Here is a 23990-nt window from a genome sequence, read left to right on the forward strand (position 1 = left end):
AAACAACCCCATTCGGCCGGATGCTAAATGGACGTTAATTAAATTTACTTGAAGATCATTAACATGACAGAATCTTTTGCTCAACTCTTTGAAGAATCCCTAAAAACAATCGAAACTCGTCCTGGCGCTATCGTTCGCGGCGTTGTAGTTGCTATCGATAAAGACGTTGTTCTGGTTGATGCAGGTCTGAAATCAGAATCTGCTATCCCTGTAGAACAATTCAAAAACGCTCAAGGCGAATTAGAAATCCAAGTGGGCGACGAAATTGATGTTGCTCTGGACGCGGTTGAAGATGGCTTCGGTGAAACCGTTCTGTCTCGTGAGAAAGCTAAACGTCACGAAGCGTGGCTGATGCTGGAAAAAGCTTACGAAGAAAACGAAACTGTTGTTGGTATCATCAACGGTAAAGTTAAAGGTGGTTTCACTGTTGAACTGAACGGCATTCGTGCGTTCTTACCAGGTTCACTGGTAGACGTTCGCCCAGTTCGCGATACAACTCATCTGGAAAACAAAGAGCTTGAGTTCAAAGTCATCAAATTAGACCAAAAACGTAACAACGTTGTTGTGTCTCGTCGTGCGGTTATCGAATCTGAAAACAGCGCAGAACGCGATCAGTTATTAGAAAACCTGCAAGAAGGCATGGAAGTTAAAGGTATCGTTAAGAACCTGACTGACTACGGTGCATTCGTTGATCTGGGCGGTGTTGACGGCTTACTGCACATCACTGACATGGCTTGGAAACGTGTTAAACACCCAAGCGAAATTGTCAATGTTGGCGACGAAATCACTGTTAAAGTCCTGAAATTCGACCGTGAACGTACTCGCGTATCATTAGGTCTGAAACAACTGGGCGAAGATCCATGGGTAGCTATCGCTAAACGTTATCCAGAAGGTACTAGACTGACTGGTCGTGTAACTAATCTGACTGATTACGGTTGCTTCGTAGAAATCGAAGAAGGCGTTGAAGGTCTGGTACACGTTTCTGAAATGGATTGGACTAACAAAAACATTCACCCATCTAAAGTTGTTAACGTTGGTGATGTTGTTGAAGTTATGGTTCTTGACATCGATGAAGAGCGTCGCCGTATTTCACTGGGTCTGAAACAGTGCAAATCTAACCCATGGCAGCAGTTCGCAGAAACTCACAACAAGAACGACCGTGTTGAAGGTAAAATCAAGTCTATCACTGACTTCGGTATCTTCATCGGTTTAGACGGCGGTATCGACGGTCTGGTTCATTTATCTGACATTTCTTGGAATGTTGCAGGTGAAGAAGCAGTTCGTGAATACAAAAAAGGCGACGAAATCGCTGCTGTAGTTCTGCAAGTTGATGCTGAACGTGAACGTATCTCACTGGGCGTTAAACAATTATCAGAAGATCCATTCAATAATTACCTGTCTGCTCACAAAAAAGGTGCTATTGTTTCTGGTAAAGTAACTGCTGTTGACGCTAAAGGCGCAACTGTAGAATTAGCTGACGGTGTTGAAGGTTACCTGCGTGCTTCTGAAGCTTCACGTGACCGCGTTGAAGATGCAACTCTGGTTCTGAATGTTGGCGAAGCTGTTGAAGCTAAGTACACTGGTGTTGACCGTAAAAACCGCGTCATCAACTTATCTGTTCGTGCTAAAGACGAAGCAGATGAGAAAGACGCTATCGCTTCTGTAAACAACAAAGAAGAAGTTGGTTTTTCAAACAACGCTATGGCTGAAGCTTTCAAAGCAGCTAAAGGCGAATAATTTAAGTTATTAACGGAGGCAACGTCAATCGTTGCCTATTTATCGGTAGTTTAGGGAGGTAATATGACCAAGTCTGAGTTAATCGAGAGACTTGCAGGCCTACAATCTCATCTTTCGGCTAAGACGGTTGAAGAAGCTGTAAAAGAAATGCTTGATCATATGGCTGATACTTTAGCTGATGGTGAGCGTATCGAAGTCCGCGGATTCGGCAGTTTTTCTCTACACTACCGTGCGCCGCGTACGGGTCGTAACCCGAAAACTGGTGATAAAGTAGATCTGGAAGGTAAATACGTTCCACACTTTAAGCCAGGCAAAGAGTTACGTGACCGTGTAAATATTTATACGGAATAATAACTCCTGTCGAAATGGCACGATGTTAGTTAACTTTCTCAAAAACGGTGCTTCGGTGCCGTTTTTTATTGTCTCTTACTTGTGTTGACTATTTTTGATGACTTCCATACATTAGTTTTTAATTGTTAGTCCTTTATTTTATTTACCATATCTACTTATTATCCTTCTATATTATTTTTCTTTATTCTCTCTCTTATTTTTCTTTGTATTACTTTATTGCACTTTGATTTTTATTTCTTGATTTAATTATCACAACTGTTGATCTGTTTTATTTTTTTCGAGTTTCCTCTCAAAAAATAGTGTATACGACAATAAAAATTTTTCTTTTTATAAATAAGTGCGAAAAAATGCCCTAAAGAGCTACCTTTAATAAAAATATAACCTCATGATATTTAAAGATGCTTATAAAGGGATGTAAAAAATGATTTTATTCAGAGGGATAATAAGTATTTTGGGGTTAAAAATATTATCAATAAAACAATACTTTTTTTATTCAAAATATTTTCAGCGATTTTATTTTACAACACTGAGTTTAAATAGTATTGCTTTGGCAATATTATTAGGTTGTTTACCTTTATTATTTCAGCATACACTTTTTAGTTTAACGACTTATTATATAATAATAATTATTACAATAGTTTTATTATTTATTCCTTTTTCATTAATTCGTTTCTTAGCATTGCTTTTATTCTTCTGGGTTTATTCTAATCTTATCGCATACTCATTGATGGCAAGAACAGTTCAACTTGTTGATAATATTGTGACATTTGAAACAAATATTGTTGAATATCGTCAATTATCAGATGGTCATCTTATTATCAAAATACCTATTCCAAAAGAGACATTTTTTTCATCTTCTATTTACGCTACCGTATATTGGAGAAATCCACCTAAAAATATCGAAGTAGGCCAATTTTGGAAATTTAAAATTCAATTTAAAGCTGTACACAGCTATTTAAATGAAGGTGGATTTGATAGCCAAAAGTATGCAGTTTCTAAGAAAGAAACTTTAGCGGGAAAAGTGATGTTAGCCACATTCGTTCATGCTGATATTCCACTACGCACTCAATTTATTCATTCTCTTTTAACCTATTGGCAAACAGCAAAAAATAAAGGTGAGATTATTGCGTTAGTTCTCGGTGATAAACGCGATATAGAGCATGAAAGAAAAGATCTATATATGAAAACGGGAGTTGCACATCTTATTGTTATATCGGGATTACATATCGGTTTAGCTGCACTTGTAGGGTGGGTTATAGCAAGAGGTATACAGTTTTTTTTCCCTATCAGATGGATTAATCCAAGATTTCCATTAGTTATCGCTTGGCTATGTGGTGTTTTCTATGCTGCGTTATCAGGTTGGGGAATACCAGCAATAAGAGCTGTTATCGGATTAAGTGTTTGGGTGATCTTGCATTGGCAAAGTCGATTATTTCTGCCATGGCAATGGGCCCTTTGGAGTGCTGCCTTTATTTTGATTGTTGAACCGCTATCGATACTTTCAGCTAGTTTTTGGCTTTCGTTTTCAGCTGTATTTGCCATTATTTTTTGGTATTGGATGTATCCATTAAAAGCTAAATATAATCATCAAAAACGGTGGTTTATTTTAAGGCTATTCCACTTACAATTTGGATTGTTAATTATTTTATTACCTTTTCAATTCTATTTGTTTGGTGGTGCTAATTTTTTTAGTTTTATTGTTAATTTATGGGCAGTTCCTATTATTTCGTTTATTACTGTGCCATTAATAATGTTTGGATTATTGACATTTTTTCTCTCATTTTTACAACCAATAATTTGGCATTGGGTTGATCTTTCGATTAATCTTGCTTTTTGGTGTGCTCCCTTATTTTTACCTTATTGGCAATATAGTGGTGCTATTCCTTTTTTATTAGGATTTTTAGGTATTGGTATTATTGTAATTATAAAAATGTCATGGTGGCGTCACCATTTTATTTTGCTTATTGTTATTAGTGTTCTTTTATATTGCGAATTCACTACTTTCTCACGCTATCAATGGCGTATGTCTATGCTAGATGTTGGCCATGGTTTGGCTATTATTCTTGAAAAAGACAGGGAAGCGATTATTTATGACACAGGAATACGCTGGAAAAGTGGTGGTTCAATTGCAAAAAGTGTCATTATTCCTTATTTGAAATATCACCGACTTAAGCCAGTGGCATTGATAATCAGTCATGATCATCTAGATCATACAGGCGGTATTAATGATTTAATGATGGCTTATCCTAATTTAACACTTCGGAGTAGTTTTGATAATTCTTCGCATTTACCCTGTTTACAGGGTGAATCATGGCAATGGAAAGGGGTTAAGTTTGATGCATTATGGCCACCAAATAAAGTTCTCTCACCTAAAAATAATCAATCATGTGTGATCAATGTAAGTGATGGTAAACATAATATATTGCTGACTGGTGACATTGAAAAAGAAGCGGAAACTCAATTGTTAAGATCAAAAAAACACCAATTGAGCGCTGATATTTTACAGGTTCCTCATCATGGTAGCCAAACATCGTCCACATTGGCGTTTATTCAAACAGTATCGCCCCAATTTGCACTCGTTTCTGCCGCGCGTTATAGCCTTTGGCGTTTACCTTCTGATAAAGTACATCTTCGTTATAAAAAAGAAGCTATTAATTGGCTAACAACCTCTATTAGTGGACAGATTTCGATCGAGTTTAATCAAGATAATATTGATGTATTTACCTACAGACGAGATATTTTACCTCGCTGGTATCATCAGTGGTTTGGTGTTTTGACATTTCCCGAGTAGAATGACCGGCTAATTATTAAAAGTTTGGTAATATATATGAATGATATAGACCTATCAACGTGGCAAACATTCCGACGCTTATGGCCGATGATTCGGATTTTTAAAGCAGGTTTGATCGCTGCAGCAATTGCATTAATCATCAATGCGGGTGTGGATGCATTTATGATTTCTTTATTAAAACCGCTTCTTGATGAAGGTTTTGGTAAAGCAAGTAATGACGTATTAAAATGGATGCCGATTGCTGTTATTGGACTGATAGTTCTGCGTGGTATATCTAACTTTATTTCAAGTTACTGCCTTTCTTGGGTATCTGGGAAAGTTGTAATGAATATGCGTCGCCGACTGTTTTCTCATATTATGGGAATGCCGGTGAGCTTTTTTGACCAGCAATCAACAGGAACTTTGCTTTCTCGTATTACATATGATTCAGAGCAAGTTGCTTCTTCATCATCAGGTGCATTAATTACTGTTGTCCGTGAAGGTGCTTATATTATCGGGCTCTTTGGCTTGATGTTTTACTATAGTTGGCAATTATCTATGATCCTCATTGTTATTGCCCCTATTGTTGCCATTGTTATTCGTTTGGTATCAACTCGCTTTAGAACGATCAGTAAACGTATCCAAAATAGCATGGGACAAGTAACAACTAGTGCTGAACAGATGCTGAAAGGGCATAAAGAAGTGCTCATTTTTAATGGTCAAGAAGTTGAGAATAAGCGCTTTAATCATGTGAGTAACCATATTCGTCGTCAAGGTATGCGTATGGTTGTTGCATCGTCAATTTCAGATCCTATTATTCAATTAATTGCTTCCTTCGCGTTAGCATTTGTTCTGTACGCTGCAAGTTTCCCTGACATTATGGATACATTAACCGCAGGTACAATCACTGTTGTTTTCTCATCTATGGTTGCATTAATGCGCCCATTGAAGTCATTGACGAATGTAAACGCTCAGTTCCAAAGAGGTATGGCGGCTTGTCAGACCTTATTTGCTATTCTCGATATGGAACAAGAAAAAGATACAGGTAAGCTAGAACTGAAAAAACCAACGGGCGATATTGAATTCCGTAATGTGACTTTCCAATATGTGACAAAAGATACACCTGCCTTGAAAAATATGTCATTTACTATTCCAGCAGGAAAAACTGTTGCATTAGTGGGGCGTTCTGGTTCAGGTAAGTCAACAATAGCTAATCTGATCACGCGTTTCTATGACATCAATGAAGGACAAATATTGATTAATGGTCATGATATTCGTGAATACACGTTGAAATCTTTACGTAATCAAGTTGCTCTTGTATCTCAAAATGTTCACTTATTTAATGAAACAGTAGCAAATAATATTGTTTATGCTTGTGAAGACCAATACAGTCGTGAAGATATCGAAAAAGCAGCCAAAATGGCGCATGCAATGGACTTTATTAATAAAATGGATAAAGGCCTAGATACCGAAATTGGCGAAAATGGTGTCCTGCTTTCGGGAGGACAACGTCAACGTATCGCGATAGCAAGGGCTTTACTACGTGATTCACCAATTCTTATCCTTGATGAAGCCACTTCGGCACTTGATACAGAATCAGAACGTGCTATTCAATCAGCTCTTGATGAACTGCAAAAAAATAGAACCTCTTTAGTGATTGCTCACCGATTATCAACCATTGAAAAAGCGGATGAAATTTTGGTTATTGAAGATGGTGAAATTGTTGAACGTGGCTCACACATTGATTTAATTGATCAACAAGGTGTTTATGCTCAACTTCACAGGATGCAATTTGGTAAATGATTGAACGGATTTGGTCTGGTAAATCTTGGTTTTATCTTCTCTTACTTCCATTTTCATGGTTGTACGGTGCAATTACTTTATTAAGGCGCTTTGCATATCAGAAAGGATGGTTGTCATCATGGAAAGCCTCTGTTCCTGTCGTAGTTGTTGGTAACTTAACGGCAGGTGGCAATGGCAAAACACCAGTTGTTATATGGCTTGTTGAGCAATTAATACAGCAAGGGTTTAAACCAGGCATTGTTTCCCGTGGTTATGGCGGAAAATCAGATCATTATCCATTACTGCTAACATCAGAGACAACACCTGCAATGGCAGGTGATGAACCTGTGTTAATTTATCATCGAACAGGTGCTCCCGTTGCGGTTGCACCTAATCGACGAGATGCAGTAAAAGCCTTATTAGCACAGCATGAACTTGATGTGATTATCACTGATGATGGCTTACAGCATTATGCACTACAACGTGATTATGAAATTGTTGTTATCGATGGACAACGTCGATTTGGTAATGGCTGGTGGCTTCCTGCAGGTCCTATGCGAGAACGAGCTAGTCGCTTACATTCAGTTGATGCAATTATCGTTAATGGTGGTTTAAGCCAAGATAATGAGATAGGTATGGTTTTAGCGGGTGATATTGCGGTGAATCTTAAAACTGGTGAGAAAAAGCCGGTTCAGCAGATCACTAAAGCGGTAGCAATAGCAGGCATTGGCCATCCCCCTCGTTTTTTTAATTCTTTGCGTAAAAAAGGAATTGAATTAATTTCAACTCAAGCATTTAGTGATCATAGTGATTATAGCGCCAAAGAATTACAAGATTTAACGCCTTTCAACGAAGCCCTTATTATGACAGAAAAAGATGCTGTTAAATGTCAGCATTTTGCTCAGGAAAATTGGTGGTATTTGCCAGTCAGTGCTGAGTTAAATAGCCAATCCGTGCTAAAGCAAGTCTGCAATTTAATTTACGGCTCGAAAAAAACTTGTATCTGATCTGAAACAATGATATTTATAGTGGAAATCAGGATAGCGTTACATAAAAGATTACCTACCCACAGTCGCATATCGCTTTTGTCGTAGTTCAATTTAACTCGCCAATACCCTATCTACTCAAAAGCCTTGTGTGGAGATTTTGTGGATCTTTAATGTAGACGTAATATTTTTATGCTGTGAATGCAATAGGCTTTGCACCTAATGGATTGTAGAAACTATTTTAAATGGTGATTATTAATCCTTATATAAGGTTATTTTATTTATAGGTGCACAATAAAATATCTTCCTCATGTCATCTTTTTGTCATGTTGATACTGTAAATATTGATTGAGCCTTAGAATATTCATCAAGCTTAGCTATCACGGTTTTGAACATTTATATTAAATAATAAAATGCACTACTTAAATTAATGTGTTCAGAATTTAATTGGGGTTTGATATAAGAAGACATAATAAAAAGTAGGATGCATTAGTATAGAAAAATAAAAACTATACGAAGAACAAAAGGAGTTTATCTATCATGACATTACAATTAAGAATGGGTCGCGTAAAATGGTTCGACAATAACAAAGGTTATGGTCTTATTGTTGCAAGAGATATTGAACAAGAAGTTTATGTCAATAAAAAAGCGATTGCCAATACAAAAAATAAAGCATTAACAGAAGGTCAAGACGTTGAATTTTCTGTTATCAGAACAGCCGCTGGCCTAGAAGCCGCTGATGTTATCGGATTTTAAATAAGGTTTACCTTGTTGACGATGTAGCTGAAACGATAGTTTAACACTGAGATTAAATTATCGTTTATACCTATTTTGGGGCAGGTAAGGTCAAATAGCTTACTACCAAACCGAATACGTAATATAAAAGAGTTGTAACGTTAATTAGAATGCAATAAAGATAATAAAAAGGTCAAATTATTATCAATAAAAGTGGAATGTAATTCTTTATTAATGATGTTACAGACTCAACGATAAAAAGCCACATTAATGTGGCTTTTTTGTTGCTTATAGTAAAAAAGAAAATAATAAATTTATTAATAACTAAAATAATTTCCGAATTATCACTAAACCAGAGGCTTTGAGTATTAACGCTGATCCTTCCTTATGATATCCTTTTGCTATATAAAATGATTAACCCTTGAGAGGGAAAAAATGGATCACCGCTTACTTGAAATTATTGCTTGTCCAGTTTGCCACGGTAAACTTATCTTTGATAAAGAAAATTCAGAGCTTATCTGCAAAATTGATCATTTAGCTTATCCTGTTCGTGACAATATCCCCGTTCTTCTGGAGAATGAAGCAAGAGAATTATCACTAGAAGAGGAAAAGTAACTTCATGTTCACGGTCATAATCCCTGGTCGATATGCATCGACCCGTTTGCCGGGTAAACCCCTCGCGGATATTCACGGTAAACCTATGATTGTTCGTGTTATGGAACAAGCTATGCGTTCTGGTGCAAACCGTGTCATTGTGGCAACTGACAACTTAGATGTTGTTGCCGCGGTGGAAAAAGCGGGTGGGGAAGCATGTATGACGCGAGAAGATCACCACTCGGGTACAGAACGTTTGGCTGAAGTCATTGAAAAATACCAATTTGCAGACGACGAGATAATCGTTAACGTACAAGGTGATGAGCCTCTTATTCCGCCTACAATTATTACTCAGGTTGCTGAAAATTTAGCAAATTGTGGTGCCGGAATGGCGACATTAGCAGTGCCTATTGTTGATTCAAAAGAAGCTTTTAATCCTAATGCTGTGAAAGTGGTAATGGATGCAAAAGGTTTCGCACTTTATTTTTCTCGTGCCACCATTCCTTGGGAAAGAGACCGTTTTAACTTATCACACGATGAAATTGGTGAGCATTATCTCCGCCATATTGGGATTTACGCTTATCGTGCAGGTTTTATACGTCGATATATTACTTGGGAACCAAGTCCATTGGAATCTATTGAAATGTTAGAGCAACTGCGGGTGTTGTGGTATGGCGAAAAAATCCATGTTGCAAAAGCATTAGAAGTTCCTGGCGTGGGTGTTGATACTCAAGATGATCTTGTCGCAGCTAGAGCTGCATATCGTGCTCTTAACCAAGAGTTTTAATTATTATATTAAAATCTTAAATACCTATCGGCACTTATTTTATTAAGTGCCGTTTTTATATTTTTTCTTTAAATTAATTTAACCATTTAATAGTATTGAAATTTCAAGATATTGAGCGCTCAGTAAAGCTAATTACTCATCAGAGTAGCAAACTCTTAATTTTTGTAACGGGTTAAAAAGGTTGAATAGAAAAACTAAAGTACTTAAGAACAATGGAGAAATATAACAAATTATCGAAATATTTATTGAAAAAAATATTATATTTGATCCCGATCAACCTATTAAATGTTCAATCTAATAATTAATTATAGTATTTAATTACTGCTATACTTTTTAATAATAAAAATACTTAACTATGATACCAATTTTGGGAAATAGTAAGAATATTATCTATACTAGATAATTATCAAAATTAAGTGTCAAATTATTAAAGGAGTTTGAAGGTATGATCCGATGTGTTCGTTTATGGACTGGAGAAGATGGCAATTCGTTATTTGAAGAGGGTGTCATCGAATTTAAAGATAGCTCACAAGGCGATAGGGAAAGTTTGCCTATTAATGTTTCAGAATTATCGTTTAGGGAAACAACCTCCGGTGGTTCTTATGATTGGCATCAGGATCCTGTTCCTCGTTATGTTATTACATTATCTGGCACATTAGAATTTGAAACAAAAGATGGTTCAACCTTCATTATTAAACCGGGTGATGTGTTATTAGCACAAGATAACAGTGGCACTGGTCATAAATGGCGTCTTTTAGATAATGAACCTTGGCGTCGTGCTTATGTTGTCTATAAAGAAGAAGCAGGATTATGTTTTAAACCTAACAAAGCAACCAACTAATTGAGGTCTGTTATGAATAAGCCTATCAGTGAACAGGTTGATGTCGCATTAATTGGTGCTGGTATCATGAGTGCGACGCTCGGTACACTACTTAAAGAGCTTGAACCAAGTTTAAAAATTGCTATGTTCGAAAGACTAAATGACTGTGGTCAAGAGAGCTCTAATTCATGGAACAATGCAGGAACAGGGCATGCTGCTAACTGTGAACTAAATTATACGCCATTAAATTCTGATGGAACTGTTAATATTAGCAAAGCATTAGAAGTCAATACAGAATTCGATTTATCTCGTCAATTATGGTCTTATTTGGTTACAAAAGGCAAAATTACTGATCCTAAAGATTTTATTCATGCTTGCCCACATATGAGCTTTGTTTGGGGGGCAGACAACGTTAAATTTCTTCATCAGCGTTATCGCCAAATGTCTGCTAATCACTGTTATGAAAATATGGAATACAGTGAAGATAAAAAACAAATTGAAGATTGGGCACCATTAATAATGGAAGGGCGTGATCCCAATCAACGACTTGCAGTGACTCGCGTTGCCACTGGTACTGATGTAGATTATGGCGCATTAACACATCTATTAGTTAAACAGCTTTCCCAACAAGACAATTTTGAGTTGCACTATAAGCATGATGTTATCGATATAAAAAGAAATAATTTTGGTGGTTGGAATATTGAAGTCAGAGATCTTACTACTCATGATAAATATATTATTTCCGCTAAATATGTATTCGTCGGTGCAGGTGGACGTGCTATCGATTTATTGCAAAAATCAGGCATTCCAGAAGGTAAAGGCTATGGTGGTTTCCCGGTTAGTGGTATTTGGTTGCGCTGTGATGAAGATAAGATCTGTCATCGTCATCATGCTAAAGTTTATGGGAAAGCCGATGTAGGCTCACCACCGATGTCTGTGCCACATCTTGATACTCGTATTATTATGGGTAAACGCTCTCTACTCTTTGGCCCTTATGCTGGTTTTTCGAGTAAGTTTTTAAAACAGGGTTCTTATTTAGATTTATTTGAGTCAATCCGACCAAGTAATATAGAACCGATGCTTGATGTCGCAAAAGATAACTGGTCATTGACTGAATATTTAATTGGTCAAGTATTACAAACTTCTGCACATCAATTTGAAATGCTCAAACAGTTTTATCCTCAGGCACAACATGAAGATTGGCAAGAGGCTGTAGCTGGGCAGCGTGTTCAGATTATTAAGCCTGAAGCTAAGCATCATGGTGTATTAGAGTTTGGTACTGAGTTAATTAGCAGTGCAGATAAATCATTTTCGGTATTATTAGGGGCGTCACCGGGTGCTTCTACGGCGGCATTTATTGCTATCAATATTATTAAGTCTTGTTTTAAAAAGCAGCTTGAAAGTGATGGTTGGGAAGAACGTCTTAAAATGATTATCCCAACTTATGGTATTGATCTCAAAATAGATGCGGATGCTTGTCGCAACATTCGTGAATCAACCGCTAAAATATTAAAATTAGATACACCTTAGTCATAGTATCCATATTATTATCTAGTAATGAAAATCAAATCTTTTTAATTATCGAAGATATTTGAAATTATTTAATAGGTAAATAGAAATGTTATTTCACAGAGCTAAAAATACCGCTTTATTTAGCAAGTATTACATAGAAGAGTAAATTTAATGACGCAAAATATCATTTCTAATGAGAAATCTATATACCTATTCTATAACATAGTTATAACCTTGTTATAGAGTATAATGTATATCAATAATATAGATGTCTGTTGAGTATTCAATGAATTGGTTATTGAGGGAAAACTGAACCTCTATGTTGAGGTTCAGTATGGAGACAATATCAATTATCTGAATTCATTTTATTTGATGGAGAATGATCATTTTCTGGGGTTTCTGTAGGTTGCCCCGCGGGTTTTATTGATTGCCACATCGATCCTAAAAATTCATACCATGCACGTTCACTGTGTTGAAAATATGTCGCTGAAGGGAAATACTTCTCCCAAGGATGCAATGGCGAAGTAATCGCTAATTGGTTCGCGGGTGCCACAATAGGCTTCATACCTCTTGCTAAAAAGAAACGTTCAGCGCGAGCTAAATGGTTAGCTGATGTTACAAGTAAAAATGGTTTATTACCAATTAATTTATCAACTTCATAGGCTTCTTCTTCAGTATCTTTCGGTGTTGATAATGCGATAGTTCTTTCAGGAGGTACACCTAAAGATTGTGCTACCTGAGCCGCTACCTCTGCGCTACTTATCTGATTAACACCAGCCCCACCTGTAAAAATTAGTATCGCATTAGGATTGCGATAATAAAGCCTTACACCTTCAGCAACACGAAACAAACTATTGTTAAGAAGATTAGAACTGGGTGCCCAATCTGGGTTATAAGTAAATCCACCACCCAAAACAACAATGTAGTTCACATCTTGTTGTGAATTTTCTCGTAATTCATAACGAGCTTGATACTCTTTTTCACTTGGCATTAATAGTGTGTCAGCAACAGGTTGTATGCCTAAAATCGTCAATAAAATAAGAACAACAGTAAGTAGGCTTTTTCCCGTTTTTTGCCAACGAGTAAACCAAAGTAGAGCTAAGGCAAAAAAGGCGATTAATAAGAGTAAAGGTAAGGGCATTAGAAACCCTGCAACATACTTTTTGAACAAAAACAGCATAAATCATCCTAAATTGAGTGAAATACATGCAATTGATAGAGAAAGCTTAGTGAAAACTAGGGGATCACAGAGGCATTGTGTCAAAATAGTCGGTACAACAACGTTTCACTAAGTTTTAATCAATAGAAATAAAGAACCGTTAAATTATTTATAAAACGATAAACGTTCGAACATTAATTTTTTCATTAATAAGCGTTATATTTATACTGCGCTTTGCGAATAATCTGATTCATGGCTTATTTCTTTAGAGAAAACAGTCAGTATCATAGAACACTGGTAAAATTGCTGTCTTAATTTTATGTACAGTGTCTCATATTTTTTGAATTTATCAGAATGCAAAGAGCGCGAGTAGTAAGTTGTTATCATGAGGCGTTTTAATGTCAGATCGTAATTTTGACGATATTGCAGATAAATTCTCTCGCAATATCTATGGCACAACAAAGGGTAAAATTCGCCAAGCAGTGATTTGGGAAGATTTACAACAATTATTATCCCTTCTGCCTAATCGTACTTTGCGTATTTTAGATGCTGGAGGCGGAGAAGGGTATTTTTCTCGTCAGTTGGCTAAATTAGGACATCAAATTATCTTATGTGATTTATCACAAGAGATGCTTAATCGCGCACAAGAAGCGGCGATTGATGAAGGTGTTGCTGATAACATGACGTTTATTTGTTGTGCGGCTCAAGAGATTAAAGAGCATATAGATGAAAGGGTTGACTTAATTCTGTTTCATGCCGTATTGGAGTGGATCACGGATCAGAAAGACGCCGTAAATGTTCTTACCGATATGTTGTTACCTAATGGTATCTTATCGCTAATGTTTTACAATGCGAATGGCATTGTTATGAGAAATGCGATTTTGGGGAATTTTCATCTGGCAAATCCTGAAATTCCGAGAAGAAGAAAAAAATCATTATCGCCTCAAAATCCATTGCAACCTGAAGATGTTTATCAATGGCTGACAGAATTTTCAATGACAATATTAGGAAAAACCGGCGTTCGTGTTTTTCATGATTATTTACAAAGTCGCCAGTTGCAAAATAAAGATTTTCCATCGTTGCTTGCATTAGAGCAACGTTATTGTCGGCAAGAGCCCTATATCAGTCTGGGGCGTTACATTCATGTCATGGCACAAAAGCGTGTAAATTAAGGATGTACTATGAGTGATTTTACCCAGACCGTTCCTGAGTTAGTGTCTTGGGCGAGAAAAAATGATTTCTCAATCTCACTGCCACCTGAAAGATTAGCTTTTTTGATGGCAGTCGCTGTACTAAACAGTGAACGCCTTGATGGCGAAATTAGTGAAGGGGAGTTAATTGACGCCTTTAGAGAGGTCTGTAAAGGCTTTGAACAACCCGCAGAATCAATACAAGTTCGTGCCAACAATGCCATTAATGATATGGTTAAACAGCGACTTTTTAACCGTTTTACCAGTGAATTGGTAGAAGGTAATGCAATATATCGTTTAACACCATTAGGCATTGGAATTAGTGATTATTATATTCGCCAACGTGAGTTTTCATCGTTACGTTTATCTATGCAGTTATCTATCGTAGCAGGAGAACTCGACTCTGCTGCAAGTTCTGCTGAAGATGGTGGCGATGAATATCATTGGCATCGTAATGTTTTTGCGCCACTGAAATATTCAGTCGCAGAAATTTTCGATAGCATTGATTTATCACAGCGAATTATGGATGAACAGCAAAATACAGTAAAAGAAGATATCGCGGCGTTATTAAATCAAGACTGGCAAGCTGCTATTTCAAGTTGTGAACAACTGTTATCGGAAACCTCTGGCACATTAAGAGAGCTACAAGATACGCTTGAAGCTGCCGGTGATAAACTTCAAGCTAATCTATTGCGTATTCAAGAAGCAAACATGAATACGGGTCATGTTGATCAAATTGATACGTTAGTATTTGAGCTGCAAAGTAAACTAGACCGTATTATTAGCTGGGGACAGCAATCCATTGATTTATGGATTGGCTATGATAGGCACGTCCATAAATTTATTCGTACTGCGATTGATATGGATAAAAACCGTATATTCTCTCGTCGTTTACGTCAATCAGTACAAAACTATTTCGACAGCCCATGGGCATTAACTTACGCTAATGCTGATAGGTTGTATGATATGCGTGATGAAGAACTGACTTTACGAGATGAAGAAGTTACAGGTGAATTACCTGAAGAACTCGAATATCAAATGTTTAGCGAAGTGAATGAACAAATAGCGCAATGGGTAGAGCAAGAGCTTGCTTCTTACAAATTAGAGCAACGAGCATTAGATCTCAGTTCAGTATTAGTTGAATACCTTGATCGTTACCCGCAACAGAAACATTTTGATGTTGCCCGTATTGTTATTGATCAGGCAGTACGATTAGGGGTGGCAAAAGCTGAGCTCGCAGGATTACCTGCAAAATGGTCAGAAATTAACGAATATGGAGCTAAGGTACAAGCGCATGTCATCGATACATACTGAACAATTTATGCCAGCAAAACTGGCGCAGGCATTAGCGAACTCACTTTTTCCTGAACTGGATAGCCAGTTACGTGCAGGTCGACATATTGGTATAGATTCTCTGGATAATCATGCTTTCTTGATGGATTTTCAAGACGAATTGTCAGATTTTTATGCGCGTTATAATGTTGAATTAATCCGAGCTCCAGAAGGTTTCTTCTATTTACGACCTCGCTCAACTACGCTTATTCCTCGCTCTGTACTGTCTGAAATGGATATGCTGGTGGGGAAAATTCTTTGCTATCTCTATCTTAGCCCAGAACGATTAGCGAATCAGGGTATATTTACTGTCCAAGAGCTATTTGATGAACTAAGAACGTTAGCAGATGAAAATAAATTACTACGTTTAGTGAATCAGCGTTCTACCGGTTCTGATCTTGATTTGCAAAAACTACAAGAAAAAATGAGAACTTCTCTAAATCGTTTACGTCGTTTAGGTATGATCTCATTCTTATTAAATGACTTGCAACGTTTTTCAATAACAGAATCTGTTTTCCGCTTTGGGGCTGATGTGCGCAGTGGTGATTCTCCACTTGAAGCTCAAATGCGAATGATCCGTGATGGTGAAGCTATGGCGCTCGATACGGTATCATATACACCAAATGATGAAGAAAATGAAGATGAGCAATTACAATCAGGTGAAGATGATGCGGAGGAAGAAAATAAATGATTGAACGTGGAAAATTTCGCTCATTAACACTGATCAACTGGAATGGGTTCTTTGCTCGCACTTTTGACTTAGATGAATTGGTGACGACATTATCAGGCGGGAATGGTGCGGGTAAATCAACTACTATGGCCGCATTTATCACAGCAATGATCCCTGATCTTACTTTATTGCACTTTCGTAATACCACTGAAGCTGGATCGACCAGTGGCTCTCGTGATAAAGGATTATATGGAAAGTTACGCCCTGGTGTTTGTTATGCCGTATTAGATGTGATCAACTCACGTCATTTACGTGCTGTAGTGGGGGTGCGTTTACAGCAGATAGCTGGTCGTGATAAAAAAGTTGATATCAAACCCTTTATGATCCAAGGGTTGCCGATGGCAGAAAACCCGACAGAAATTCTGACTCAAGCTGTTGCAGATCGCCAAGCACGAGTTTTACCACTTAATGAATTAAAAGAAAAAGTTGAAGCGATTGATGGGGTTGTTTTTAGACAGTTTAATTCAATTACTGACTTCCATGCCGTGATGTTTGATTTAGGGGTGATCCCTAAACGCTTGCGGTCAGCCAGCGATCGCGCCAAATTTTATCGTTTAATCGAAGCCTCGTTATATGGTGGTATTTCAAGTGCGATCACCCGTTCTTTACGTGATTACTTATTACCTGAAAATAGCGGAGTCAGAAAAGCATTCCAAGACATGGAAGGCGCATTGCGAGAAAACCGCATGACGCTTGAAGCTATTCGTGTCACACAATCGGATCGTGATTTATTTAAACACTTGATAACAGAAGCTACATCTTACGTTGCGGCAGACTATATGCGTCATGCAAATGAACGACGAGTTCATCTTGATGAAGCTTTAGAAGTTCGTCGTGAATTATGGAGCCAGAGAAAATCCATCAATAACGAGGCATATCGCTTTGTTGAAATGGGTAAAGAGTTAGAAGAGCAACAAGCACTTTCTTCTGATCTTGAAGCGGATTATCAAGCTGCAAGTGACCGATTAAACCTAGTGCAAAATGCGGTTCGCCAACAAGAAAAAATTGATCGCTATGTTGCAGATGTTGAAGAAATAACTTTCCGCTTAGAAGAACAAAGTGAAGTGGTTGAAGAAGCGGCTTCTAAAAAAGAAGAACTTGAAGCACGTGTAGAATCAGCAGAAGAAGAAGTTGATGAACTGAAAAATCAGTTAGCAGACTATCAGCAAGCATTAGATGTACAACAAACACGCGCTATTCAATATCGCCAAGCTGTGCAGGCTTTAGAGCGTGCTAAAGCACAATGTGATATTGCTGATTTAGATGAAAGTAACGCTGATCAGTGGGTTGAACGTATTCAAGCAAAAATTCAAACCATTACCCATTCACTACTTTCTATGGAACAGAAACTTAATGTTTCTGAAGCAGCGAAAACACAGTTTGACCAAGCTTATAAATTGGTTAGCGCCATTGTTGGTGAAGTTGATCGTAAAGATGCATGGAGTGCAGCCAAAACGGCATTACGTGAATGGTCTTCGCATCGACACCAAGCGGATAGGGTTCATCCTATTCGTATGCAATTAGCAGAATTAGAGCAACGCTTACATCAGCGAAACAATGCTCAGCGTCAACTTGAAGAATTTAACAAATATCATGGCAAATCGATGGAGCCAGATGATCTTTTAATTTTACAAGATGAACTAGAAGCAAAAATTGAAGAGCTTAGCGATTATGTTAACGAATCTGGCGAACATCGCATGCAAATGCGCCAAGAGCTAGATCAACTCAAGCAACAAATTGAAAAGCTGAAAAAACAAGCTCCCGCATGGCTAGCAGCACAAGATGCATTAACGCAACTGTGTGAGCAAACTCGTCAATCTTTTGAAACGGGTCATCAAGTAACAGAATATATGCAACAGTTACTTGAGAAAGAGCGTGAAGCCACCGTATTACGTGATGAAACAGCAACACGCAAACAACAAATTGAAGCGCAAATTGAACGTTTAAGTCAGCCAAGTGGTGCTGAAGATGGACGATTAATTACGTTAGCAGAGCGTTTTAATGGGGTTTTATTATCAGAAATTTATGATGATATTACGTTAGATGATGCACCTTATTTCTCAGCGTTATATGGCCCTGCACGTCATGCCATCGTAGTACAAGATCTCTCTCTTGTTCAGGCGCAATTAGAAACGTTAGAAGATTGCCCTGAAGATCTCTATTTTATCGAAGGGGATCCACAATCTTTCGATGATAGTGTATTTAATGCACAAGAGATGGATAAAGCGGTTCTTATCAAGAGCTCGGATAGACAATGGCGTTATTCTCGCTATCCTGAGATCCCACTTTTTGGTCGTGCTGCGCGTGAAAATCAATTAGAAATATTATCTCGTCAACGCGATGAGCTTTCTGAACTCTATGCAACGCAAGCTTTTGATGTACAAAAAATTCAACGTGCACACCATGCTTTTAGCCAATTTGTTGGACAACATATTTCAGTCGCTTTTGAAGCTGATCCTGAAGAAGATATCCGTCAGCTTAATCAGAGACGTAATGAGCTAGAAAGAGCATTAGCACAGTACGAAGAGAGTACTCAGCAACAACGCCAACATTATGCTCATGCCAAAGGATCACTGAATCTACTTAATAAATTGATCCCTCAAGTGAATATCTTGATGGATGAAACATTAATTGACCGTGTTGAAGAGCTACGTGAAGAGTTATATGCCGCTGAAGAGTCTATGCGCCATTTACAGCGTCATGAAAAAGCACTGGCAACTCTAGAGCCTATTGCGTCAATTTTGCAAAGTGATCCACAAGAACATGAGCAATTAACGCAAGACTACGAACAAGCAAAGGAAGAACAACAGCGTTATCAACAACAAGCTTTCTTGTTGGTGGAAGTCGTACAGCGCCGTGCGCATTTTAGCTATAGCGATGCTGTTGAGATTGTGAGTGAAAATAGCGATCTTAACGAAAAACTACGCCATCGTTTAGAAATGGCAGAAACAGAACGTGCTACAGCAAGAGAGCTTTATCGCCAACAACAAGCGCAATGTGCTCAATTTAATCAAGTGCTTGCATCATTAAAGAGTTCTTTTGATACTAAATCTGAATTGCTTAGAGAGCTTGAGCAAGAGATGCGTGATACGGGTATACATATTGATGTTGGGGCAGAAGTAAGAGCAAAAGAACTGCGTGATCAACGTTATTCTGCTGTTAGTGCTAACCGTACTCGTATAAGCCAACTTGAGCGTGATATCGCACTTAGTGAAGCTGAACGCGATAATTTGACCAAGAAAATTCGTAAACTTGAGCGTGATTATACTCAAATCCGTGAGCATGTAGTGAGTGCAAAAGCGGGTTGGTGTGCGGTGATGCGATTGGTGAAAGAAAATGGCATGGAGCGCCGTTTACATCGCCGAGATTTCGCTTATCTTTCTGCTGATGAATTGCGTTCAATGTCGGATAAGGCGCTAGGTGCATTACGTCAAGCCGTTGCTGATAATGAATACTTACGTGATGCATTACGTCGTTCTGAAGATGCTAAATATCCTGATCGTAAAGTTCAGTTCTTTATTGCGGTATATCAGCATCTAAGAGAGCGTATTCGGCAAGATATTATTAAAACTGACGATCCAGTTGATGCAATTGAACAGATGGAAATTGAGCTTGCTCGCTTAACGGAAGAACTGACGAACCGCGAACAGAAATTAGCAATTAGCTCACGAAGTGTAGCGAATATTATTCGCAAAACTATCCAACGGGAGCAAAACCGTATTCGTATGCTAAACCAAGGTTTACAGGCGGTTTCATTTGGCCAAGTGCGGGGTGTTCGACTTAACGTCAATATTCGTGAAAGCCATCAGGTGCTTCTTGATGTGTTATCAGAAGAAGATAATCAATACCAAGACTTATTTAAAAACCAAAACCTTACCTTCTCTGAAGCAATGGCGAAGCTCTATCAACGTCTAAACCCACAAGTAGATATTGGGCAACGCATGCCACAAACTGTGGGGGAGGAGCTGTTAGATTATCGTAATTATCTTGAAATGGATGTTGAGGTCAATCGTGGGCCAGAAGGGTGGTTGAAGGCAGAAAGTGGTGCGTTATCAACCGGTGAAGCAATTGGTACTGGTATGTCAATTTTGGTGATGGTTGTACAAAGTTGGGAAGAAGAATCTCGACGCTTAAGAGGAAAAGATATTTCCCCTTGTCGTTTGCTTTTCCTCGATGAAGCTGCACGTTTGGATGCCAAATCTATTGCAACGCTATTTGAACTTTGTGATCGTTTAGATATGCAGTTAATCATTGCAGCACCAGAGAATATCAGCCCAGAAAAAGGTACGACTTATAAACTCGTCCGTAAAGTGTTCAATGGTACAGAACATGTTCATGTTGTAGGTTTAAAAGGTTTTGGTCAACACGCAGAAAAAGATAAAATTACATCATCAAATGTTGCTGAAATAACAGAATAATTTTATTTCGTTATCAGCTACAAATAGGTAAATAGAAGGTGCTGTGGGCATATACTCATAGCGCCTTCTTTTTTTAAAGTGTTAGATAGATCAAAAAATGAAAGTAAATTAACAAAAAAATGAAAATTTAAATGATATAACGTGCGCTATATCTCATTTAAATGTAAGTGTGATGTCTATGATTGTTGCCGTATGTGATTAATATAAAAATTAAAGGAAAGAAAATGCGTAAAGTCACGTTAGCTTTTAGTGCAATTGCTTTAGCGTTAAGTTTAAATGGCGCGGCAATGGCAAAAGTTCATATGCCAGAAATTGTAAGTCCGGGTGTTACTGTTGCTCAATTAGCACAACAACAACCAATTAACTGGGTTTCTGTTGCAGAAATCGAGAAAAGCTTAGCAGGTCAAGCACCGATGGCGGTTGGTTTTGATATTGATGATACTGTTTTATTTTCAAGCCCAGGTTTTTACCGCGGTAAACTAGAATATTCTCCAAATGATTTCAGTTATCTGAAAAACCCAGAATTCTGGGAAAAAATGAATAACGAGTGGGATAAATTCAGTATGCCTAAACAAGTCGGTATCGATCTTGTTCAAATGCACTTAAAACGTGGTGATACTGTTTATTTCATTACTGGTCGTACTCAAACTAAAACTGAGACTGTGACCAAATATGTTCAAGAAGGTTTAAATATCCCAGCTGATAAAATGCAACCTGTTATTTTTGCGGGTGACCAACCTGGCGCAAATAATAAAGTAAGCTGGATGCGTGATCACAAACTGAAAATTTACTACGGTGATGCTGATGCAGATATCGCAGCGGCAGATGAGCTAGGTATCCGTGGTATTCGTATTCTGCGTGCGGCTAACTCTTCTTACCAACCACTGCCTAAAGCAGGTCAGTTTGGTGAAGAAGTCGTTATTAATTCAGAATACTAATTTTTACCCTTTGTTTATCTTTATTTGTAAGGCGTAGGAAACTACGCCTTTTTTCCATCTAAAAATACCTTCCATTTAAAGAATCTTATTTATTTAGTAAATTATAATTCTCAATTTCTATAAAGCGCTTATTTTTATTTGTTTATTTTTTGTTCTTTGGTTGTTTTTCCATATGAAATAATATTATGAATATAAAAACAGCAAAATAGTCTTTTTATGATTAAATAAAATTAAATTCCCATCAAAGGTTTATAAAACTTTAAAAATATTAGTTTATTCCTATAAAATTCTTTTCCAAGCTCATCTAATATTCTAGGATACCAAAATAATAATAAGGGATGAGGGTAGAGGATTTATGGCGCACCAACCAATTAAAAGAGTAATCGCATATTCAGTTGTTATAGGTACACTGCTTTCTGGGCATTATGCTGTGGCGACCGAAACTGAATCAGCTGTGTTATCTACACCCGAAACTGAAACCGCAGCATTAGTGCCTGTCATCAATGAAGCGATGCTAACACCCACCAACGTGGCAATAAATATCCCACAAGTGACCGAGTTAGAGACAAAAGCAAAGTTACAGTCGTGGCTCCCAATAGGATATAAACCGTCATATTTAACTCAGCTGGTAAAAGTCTACCAAGCGAATAATCTCGCATTGATTTGGCAAGATGAAAAAATCGCACAGCAATTAGAGGAACAAATTGCAGAAGTGGCTATTTCAGGTATTCAGCCTCAATTTGGGCAATGGTTAGCACAATTAGAAATACCAGAGCTAACAAAAGAAGGGCGTGATATTATTTTATCAGACGCTTTTTTAGGTTATATCAGTTTTGTTGAGCAAGTGAATAAATCAGGTGCATCTTTGCTGTATCGTGATGCAACACAAACCCTGCCATCACCGTCAGATAAATTCGTGGTTGATCTGCAAAAAAATATTCAAAATAACACGCTAGGTAGTTTCGTTATTTCTTATGCACCTTCTCATCCTTATTACAGTTTAATGAAAGAAGAAGTGCGTAAACAATTACATAGTGCAGTTGTTTGGCCTGAAATGAAAGGAACAGGATCATTAAAACCAAATCAAACCTCTGAAGAAGTCTTAGCACTTAGACAAATTTTACGCCATTTAAAATTGATCCCTGAATTAGCAGAAAATGAACAAGAAATTGCGACAACGGTTTATGATGCCCCTTTAATTGCCGCAGTTAAAGTGTTTCAAACAGCTCACGGATTAGAGCCTGATGGCATTATCGGGCGACAAACGCGAGTATGGTTGAATATAACTCCCGCACAACGTGCCAGTATAATGGCGCTAAATATTCAACGCCTTCGCTTAACACCTGCTATAGGTGATACTGGAATTTGGGTAAATATCCCTGATTTTTCACTCTATTTTTATGCTAATAATGAACTTATTCTTGATTCAAAAGTGATTGTAGGCAGACCAGATAGAAAAACACCGATTATGAGTAGTGCGCTGAACAATGTAGTGGTTAATCCACCTTGGAATGTGCCAACAAGCATGACACGTAAAGATATTGTACCTAGAGGCAAAGCCGATCCTAGTTACTTTAGCCGTAAGGGATATACAATTTACTCTGGATGGGGAAATGATGCTTACCCAATTAATCCTTATGATATTGATTGGCAAAATATGAGTGCAAATAATTTCCCTTACCGAATTTGGCAGGCTCCGGGACCAACAAACTCATTAGGGCGTTATAAATTTAATATGCCAAATTCAGATGCAATATATCTGCATGACACACCAAATCATTCACTGTTTTCAAAAAATATGCGAGCAATTAGTTCAGGCTGTATTCGTGTTAATAAAGCGTCTCAGCTAGCTTCAATTTTATTAGGTGATGCAGGATGGAAACAAGATAGAATTGATGCAGCGTTAAAACGTGGTTCAACACAATATGCCCCAATTCCTGAACGTATCCCAGTTTATTTATATTATCAAACCGCATGGGTAGCACAGGAAAATGCACCTCAATATCGAGCAGATATATATGCCTATGATAAAAGCATTTCAAATGCACAACCTTATTTAGAGAATATTAAGAAATATTTGTAATATAAAAAACATGAATTGAATAAAGGGTGGCTAAATTGTCCGCCCTTTATTTTTATATAAATCAAT

At 37.6% G+C, this 23990-nt stretch carries 17 protein-coding genes; 16 read left to right on the forward strand and 1 reads right to left on the reverse strand.

Annotated elements, in window-relative coordinates; genetic code table 11:
* The first annotated feature begins 63 nt into the window (after nucleotides 1-63).
* The 10 genes from rpsA (at nucleotide 64) to mqo (ending at nucleotide 12092) form a co-directional block, all read left to right on the forward strand.
* On the forward strand, nucleotides 64-1737 hold the full coding sequence (gene rpsA / locus JEP40_RS12610) for a 30S ribosomal protein S1 (protein WP_036938108.1): 1674 nt from the start codon (nucleotides 64-66) through the stop codon (nucleotides 1735-1737).
* A 63-nt stretch (nucleotides 1738-1800) separates the two neighbouring features.
* A complete protein-coding gene (gene ihfB, locus JEP40_RS12615) occupies nucleotides 1801-2088 on the forward strand; it encodes an integration host factor subunit beta (RefSeq protein WP_006537420.1) in 288 nt (95 codons plus the stop codon).
* Between the two features lie 421 nt (nucleotides 2089-2509).
* The gene (locus JEP40_RS12620) at nucleotides 2510-4879 is read left to right on the forward strand and encodes a DNA internalization-related competence protein ComEC/Rec2 (RefSeq protein WP_198623839.1); all 2370 of its coding nucleotides are present in this window, start codon (nucleotides 2510-2512) and stop codon (nucleotides 4877-4879) included.
* Nucleotides 4880-4915: 36 nt separating this feature from the next.
* The gene (gene msbA, locus JEP40_RS12625; protein ID WP_198623840.1) at nucleotides 4916-6661 is read left to right on the forward strand and encodes a lipid A ABC transporter ATP-binding protein/permease MsbA; all 1746 of its coding nucleotides are present in this window, start codon (nucleotides 4916-4918) and stop codon (nucleotides 6659-6661) included.
* The gene (gene lpxK / locus JEP40_RS12630; RefSeq protein ID WP_198623841.1) at nucleotides 6658-7647 is read left to right on the forward strand and encodes a tetraacyldisaccharide 4'-kinase; all 990 of its coding nucleotides are present in this window, start codon (nucleotides 6658-6660) and stop codon (nucleotides 7645-7647) included. Before msbA ends, lpxK begins: the two co-directional genes overlap by 4 nt.
* Nucleotides 7648-8166: 519 nt before the next feature.
* On the forward strand, nucleotides 8167-8382 hold the full coding sequence (locus tag JEP40_RS12635) for a cold-shock protein (RefSeq protein WP_023581324.1): 216 nt from the start codon (nucleotides 8167-8169) through the stop codon (nucleotides 8380-8382).
* 414 nt (nucleotides 8383-8796) lie between these two features.
* Nucleotides 8797-8976 (forward strand): Trm112 family protein, encoded by a 180-nt coding sequence (locus JEP40_RS12640; protein WP_004244593.1) that lies wholly within the window; start codon nucleotides 8797-8799, stop codon nucleotides 8974-8976.
* A 4-nt stretch (nucleotides 8977-8980) separates the two neighbouring features.
* Complete coding sequence (gene kdsB, locus JEP40_RS12645; RefSeq protein ID WP_198623842.1) at nucleotides 8981-9742, forward strand: 3-deoxy-manno-octulosonate cytidylyltransferase; 762 nt, start codon at nucleotides 8981-8983, stop codon at nucleotides 9740-9742.
* Nucleotides 9743-10187: 445 nt separating this feature from the next.
* A complete protein-coding gene (locus tag JEP40_RS12650) occupies nucleotides 10188-10583 on the forward strand; it encodes a hypothetical protein (RefSeq protein WP_198623843.1) in 396 nt (131 codons plus the stop codon).
* 12 nt (nucleotides 10584-10595) lie between these two features.
* Nucleotides 10596-12092 carry a malate dehydrogenase (quinone) gene (gene mqo, locus JEP40_RS12655; RefSeq protein ID WP_198623844.1) on the forward strand — a complete coding sequence of 499 codons (1497 nt, stop codon included), beginning with the start codon at nucleotides 10596-10598 and terminating at the stop codon, nucleotides 12090-12092.
* 328 nt (nucleotides 12093-12420) lie between these two features.
* Here mqo and elyC read toward each other — a convergent pair whose 3' ends face one another.
* Nucleotides 12421-13254: an envelope biogenesis factor ElyC gene (gene elyC, locus JEP40_RS12660; protein WP_198623845.1), complete on the reverse strand. Its 834-nt coding sequence runs from the start codon at nucleotides 13252-13254 to the stop codon at nucleotides 12421-12423.
* Between the two features lie 377 nt (nucleotides 13255-13631).
* Here elyC and cmoM point away from each other — a divergent pair, with 377 nt between their 5' ends.
* From cmoM to ldtD, 6 genes are all read left to right on the forward strand, one after another.
* Nucleotides 13632-14405, forward strand: coding sequence for a tRNA uridine 5-oxyacetic acid(34) methyltransferase CmoM (gene cmoM / locus JEP40_RS12665; protein WP_198623846.1), 774 nt, complete (start codon nucleotides 13632-13634; stop codon nucleotides 14403-14405).
* A 9-nt stretch (nucleotides 14406-14414) separates the two neighbouring features.
* Nucleotides 14415-15737: a chromosome partition protein MukF gene (gene mukF / locus JEP40_RS12670; RefSeq protein ID WP_072069667.1), complete on the forward strand. Its 1323-nt coding sequence runs from the start codon at nucleotides 14415-14417 to the stop codon at nucleotides 15735-15737.
* The gene (gene mukE, locus JEP40_RS12675) at nucleotides 15718-16446 is read left to right on the forward strand and encodes a chromosome partition protein MukE (RefSeq protein WP_198623847.1); all 729 of its coding nucleotides are present in this window, start codon (nucleotides 15718-15720) and stop codon (nucleotides 16444-16446) included. Before mukF ends, mukE begins: the two co-directional genes overlap by 20 nt.
* Nucleotides 16443-20903, forward strand: coding sequence for a chromosome partition protein MukB (gene mukB, locus JEP40_RS12680; RefSeq protein ID WP_198623848.1), 4461 nt, complete (start codon nucleotides 16443-16445; stop codon nucleotides 20901-20903). The genes mukE and mukB overlap by 4 nt, the downstream gene beginning before the upstream one ends.
* A 224-nt stretch (nucleotides 20904-21127) precedes the next feature.
* Nucleotides 21128-21841: an acid phosphatase AphA gene (gene aphA / locus JEP40_RS12685; RefSeq protein ID WP_198623849.1), complete on the forward strand. Its 714-nt coding sequence runs from the start codon at nucleotides 21128-21130 to the stop codon at nucleotides 21839-21841.
* Nucleotides 21842-22196: 355 nt separating this feature from the next.
* Nucleotides 22197-23924: a L,D-transpeptidase gene (ldtD, locus tag JEP40_RS12690; RefSeq protein WP_198623850.1), complete on the forward strand. Its 1728-nt coding sequence runs from the start codon at nucleotides 22197-22199 to the stop codon at nucleotides 23922-23924.
* Nucleotides 23925-23990 lie beyond the last annotated feature (66 nt).

Source organism: Proteus vulgaris (assembly GCF_016239305.1).
In the GTDB taxonomy this organism is placed as follows: Bacteria; Pseudomonadota; Gammaproteobacteria; order Enterobacterales; family Enterobacteriaceae; genus Proteus; species Proteus vulgaris_C.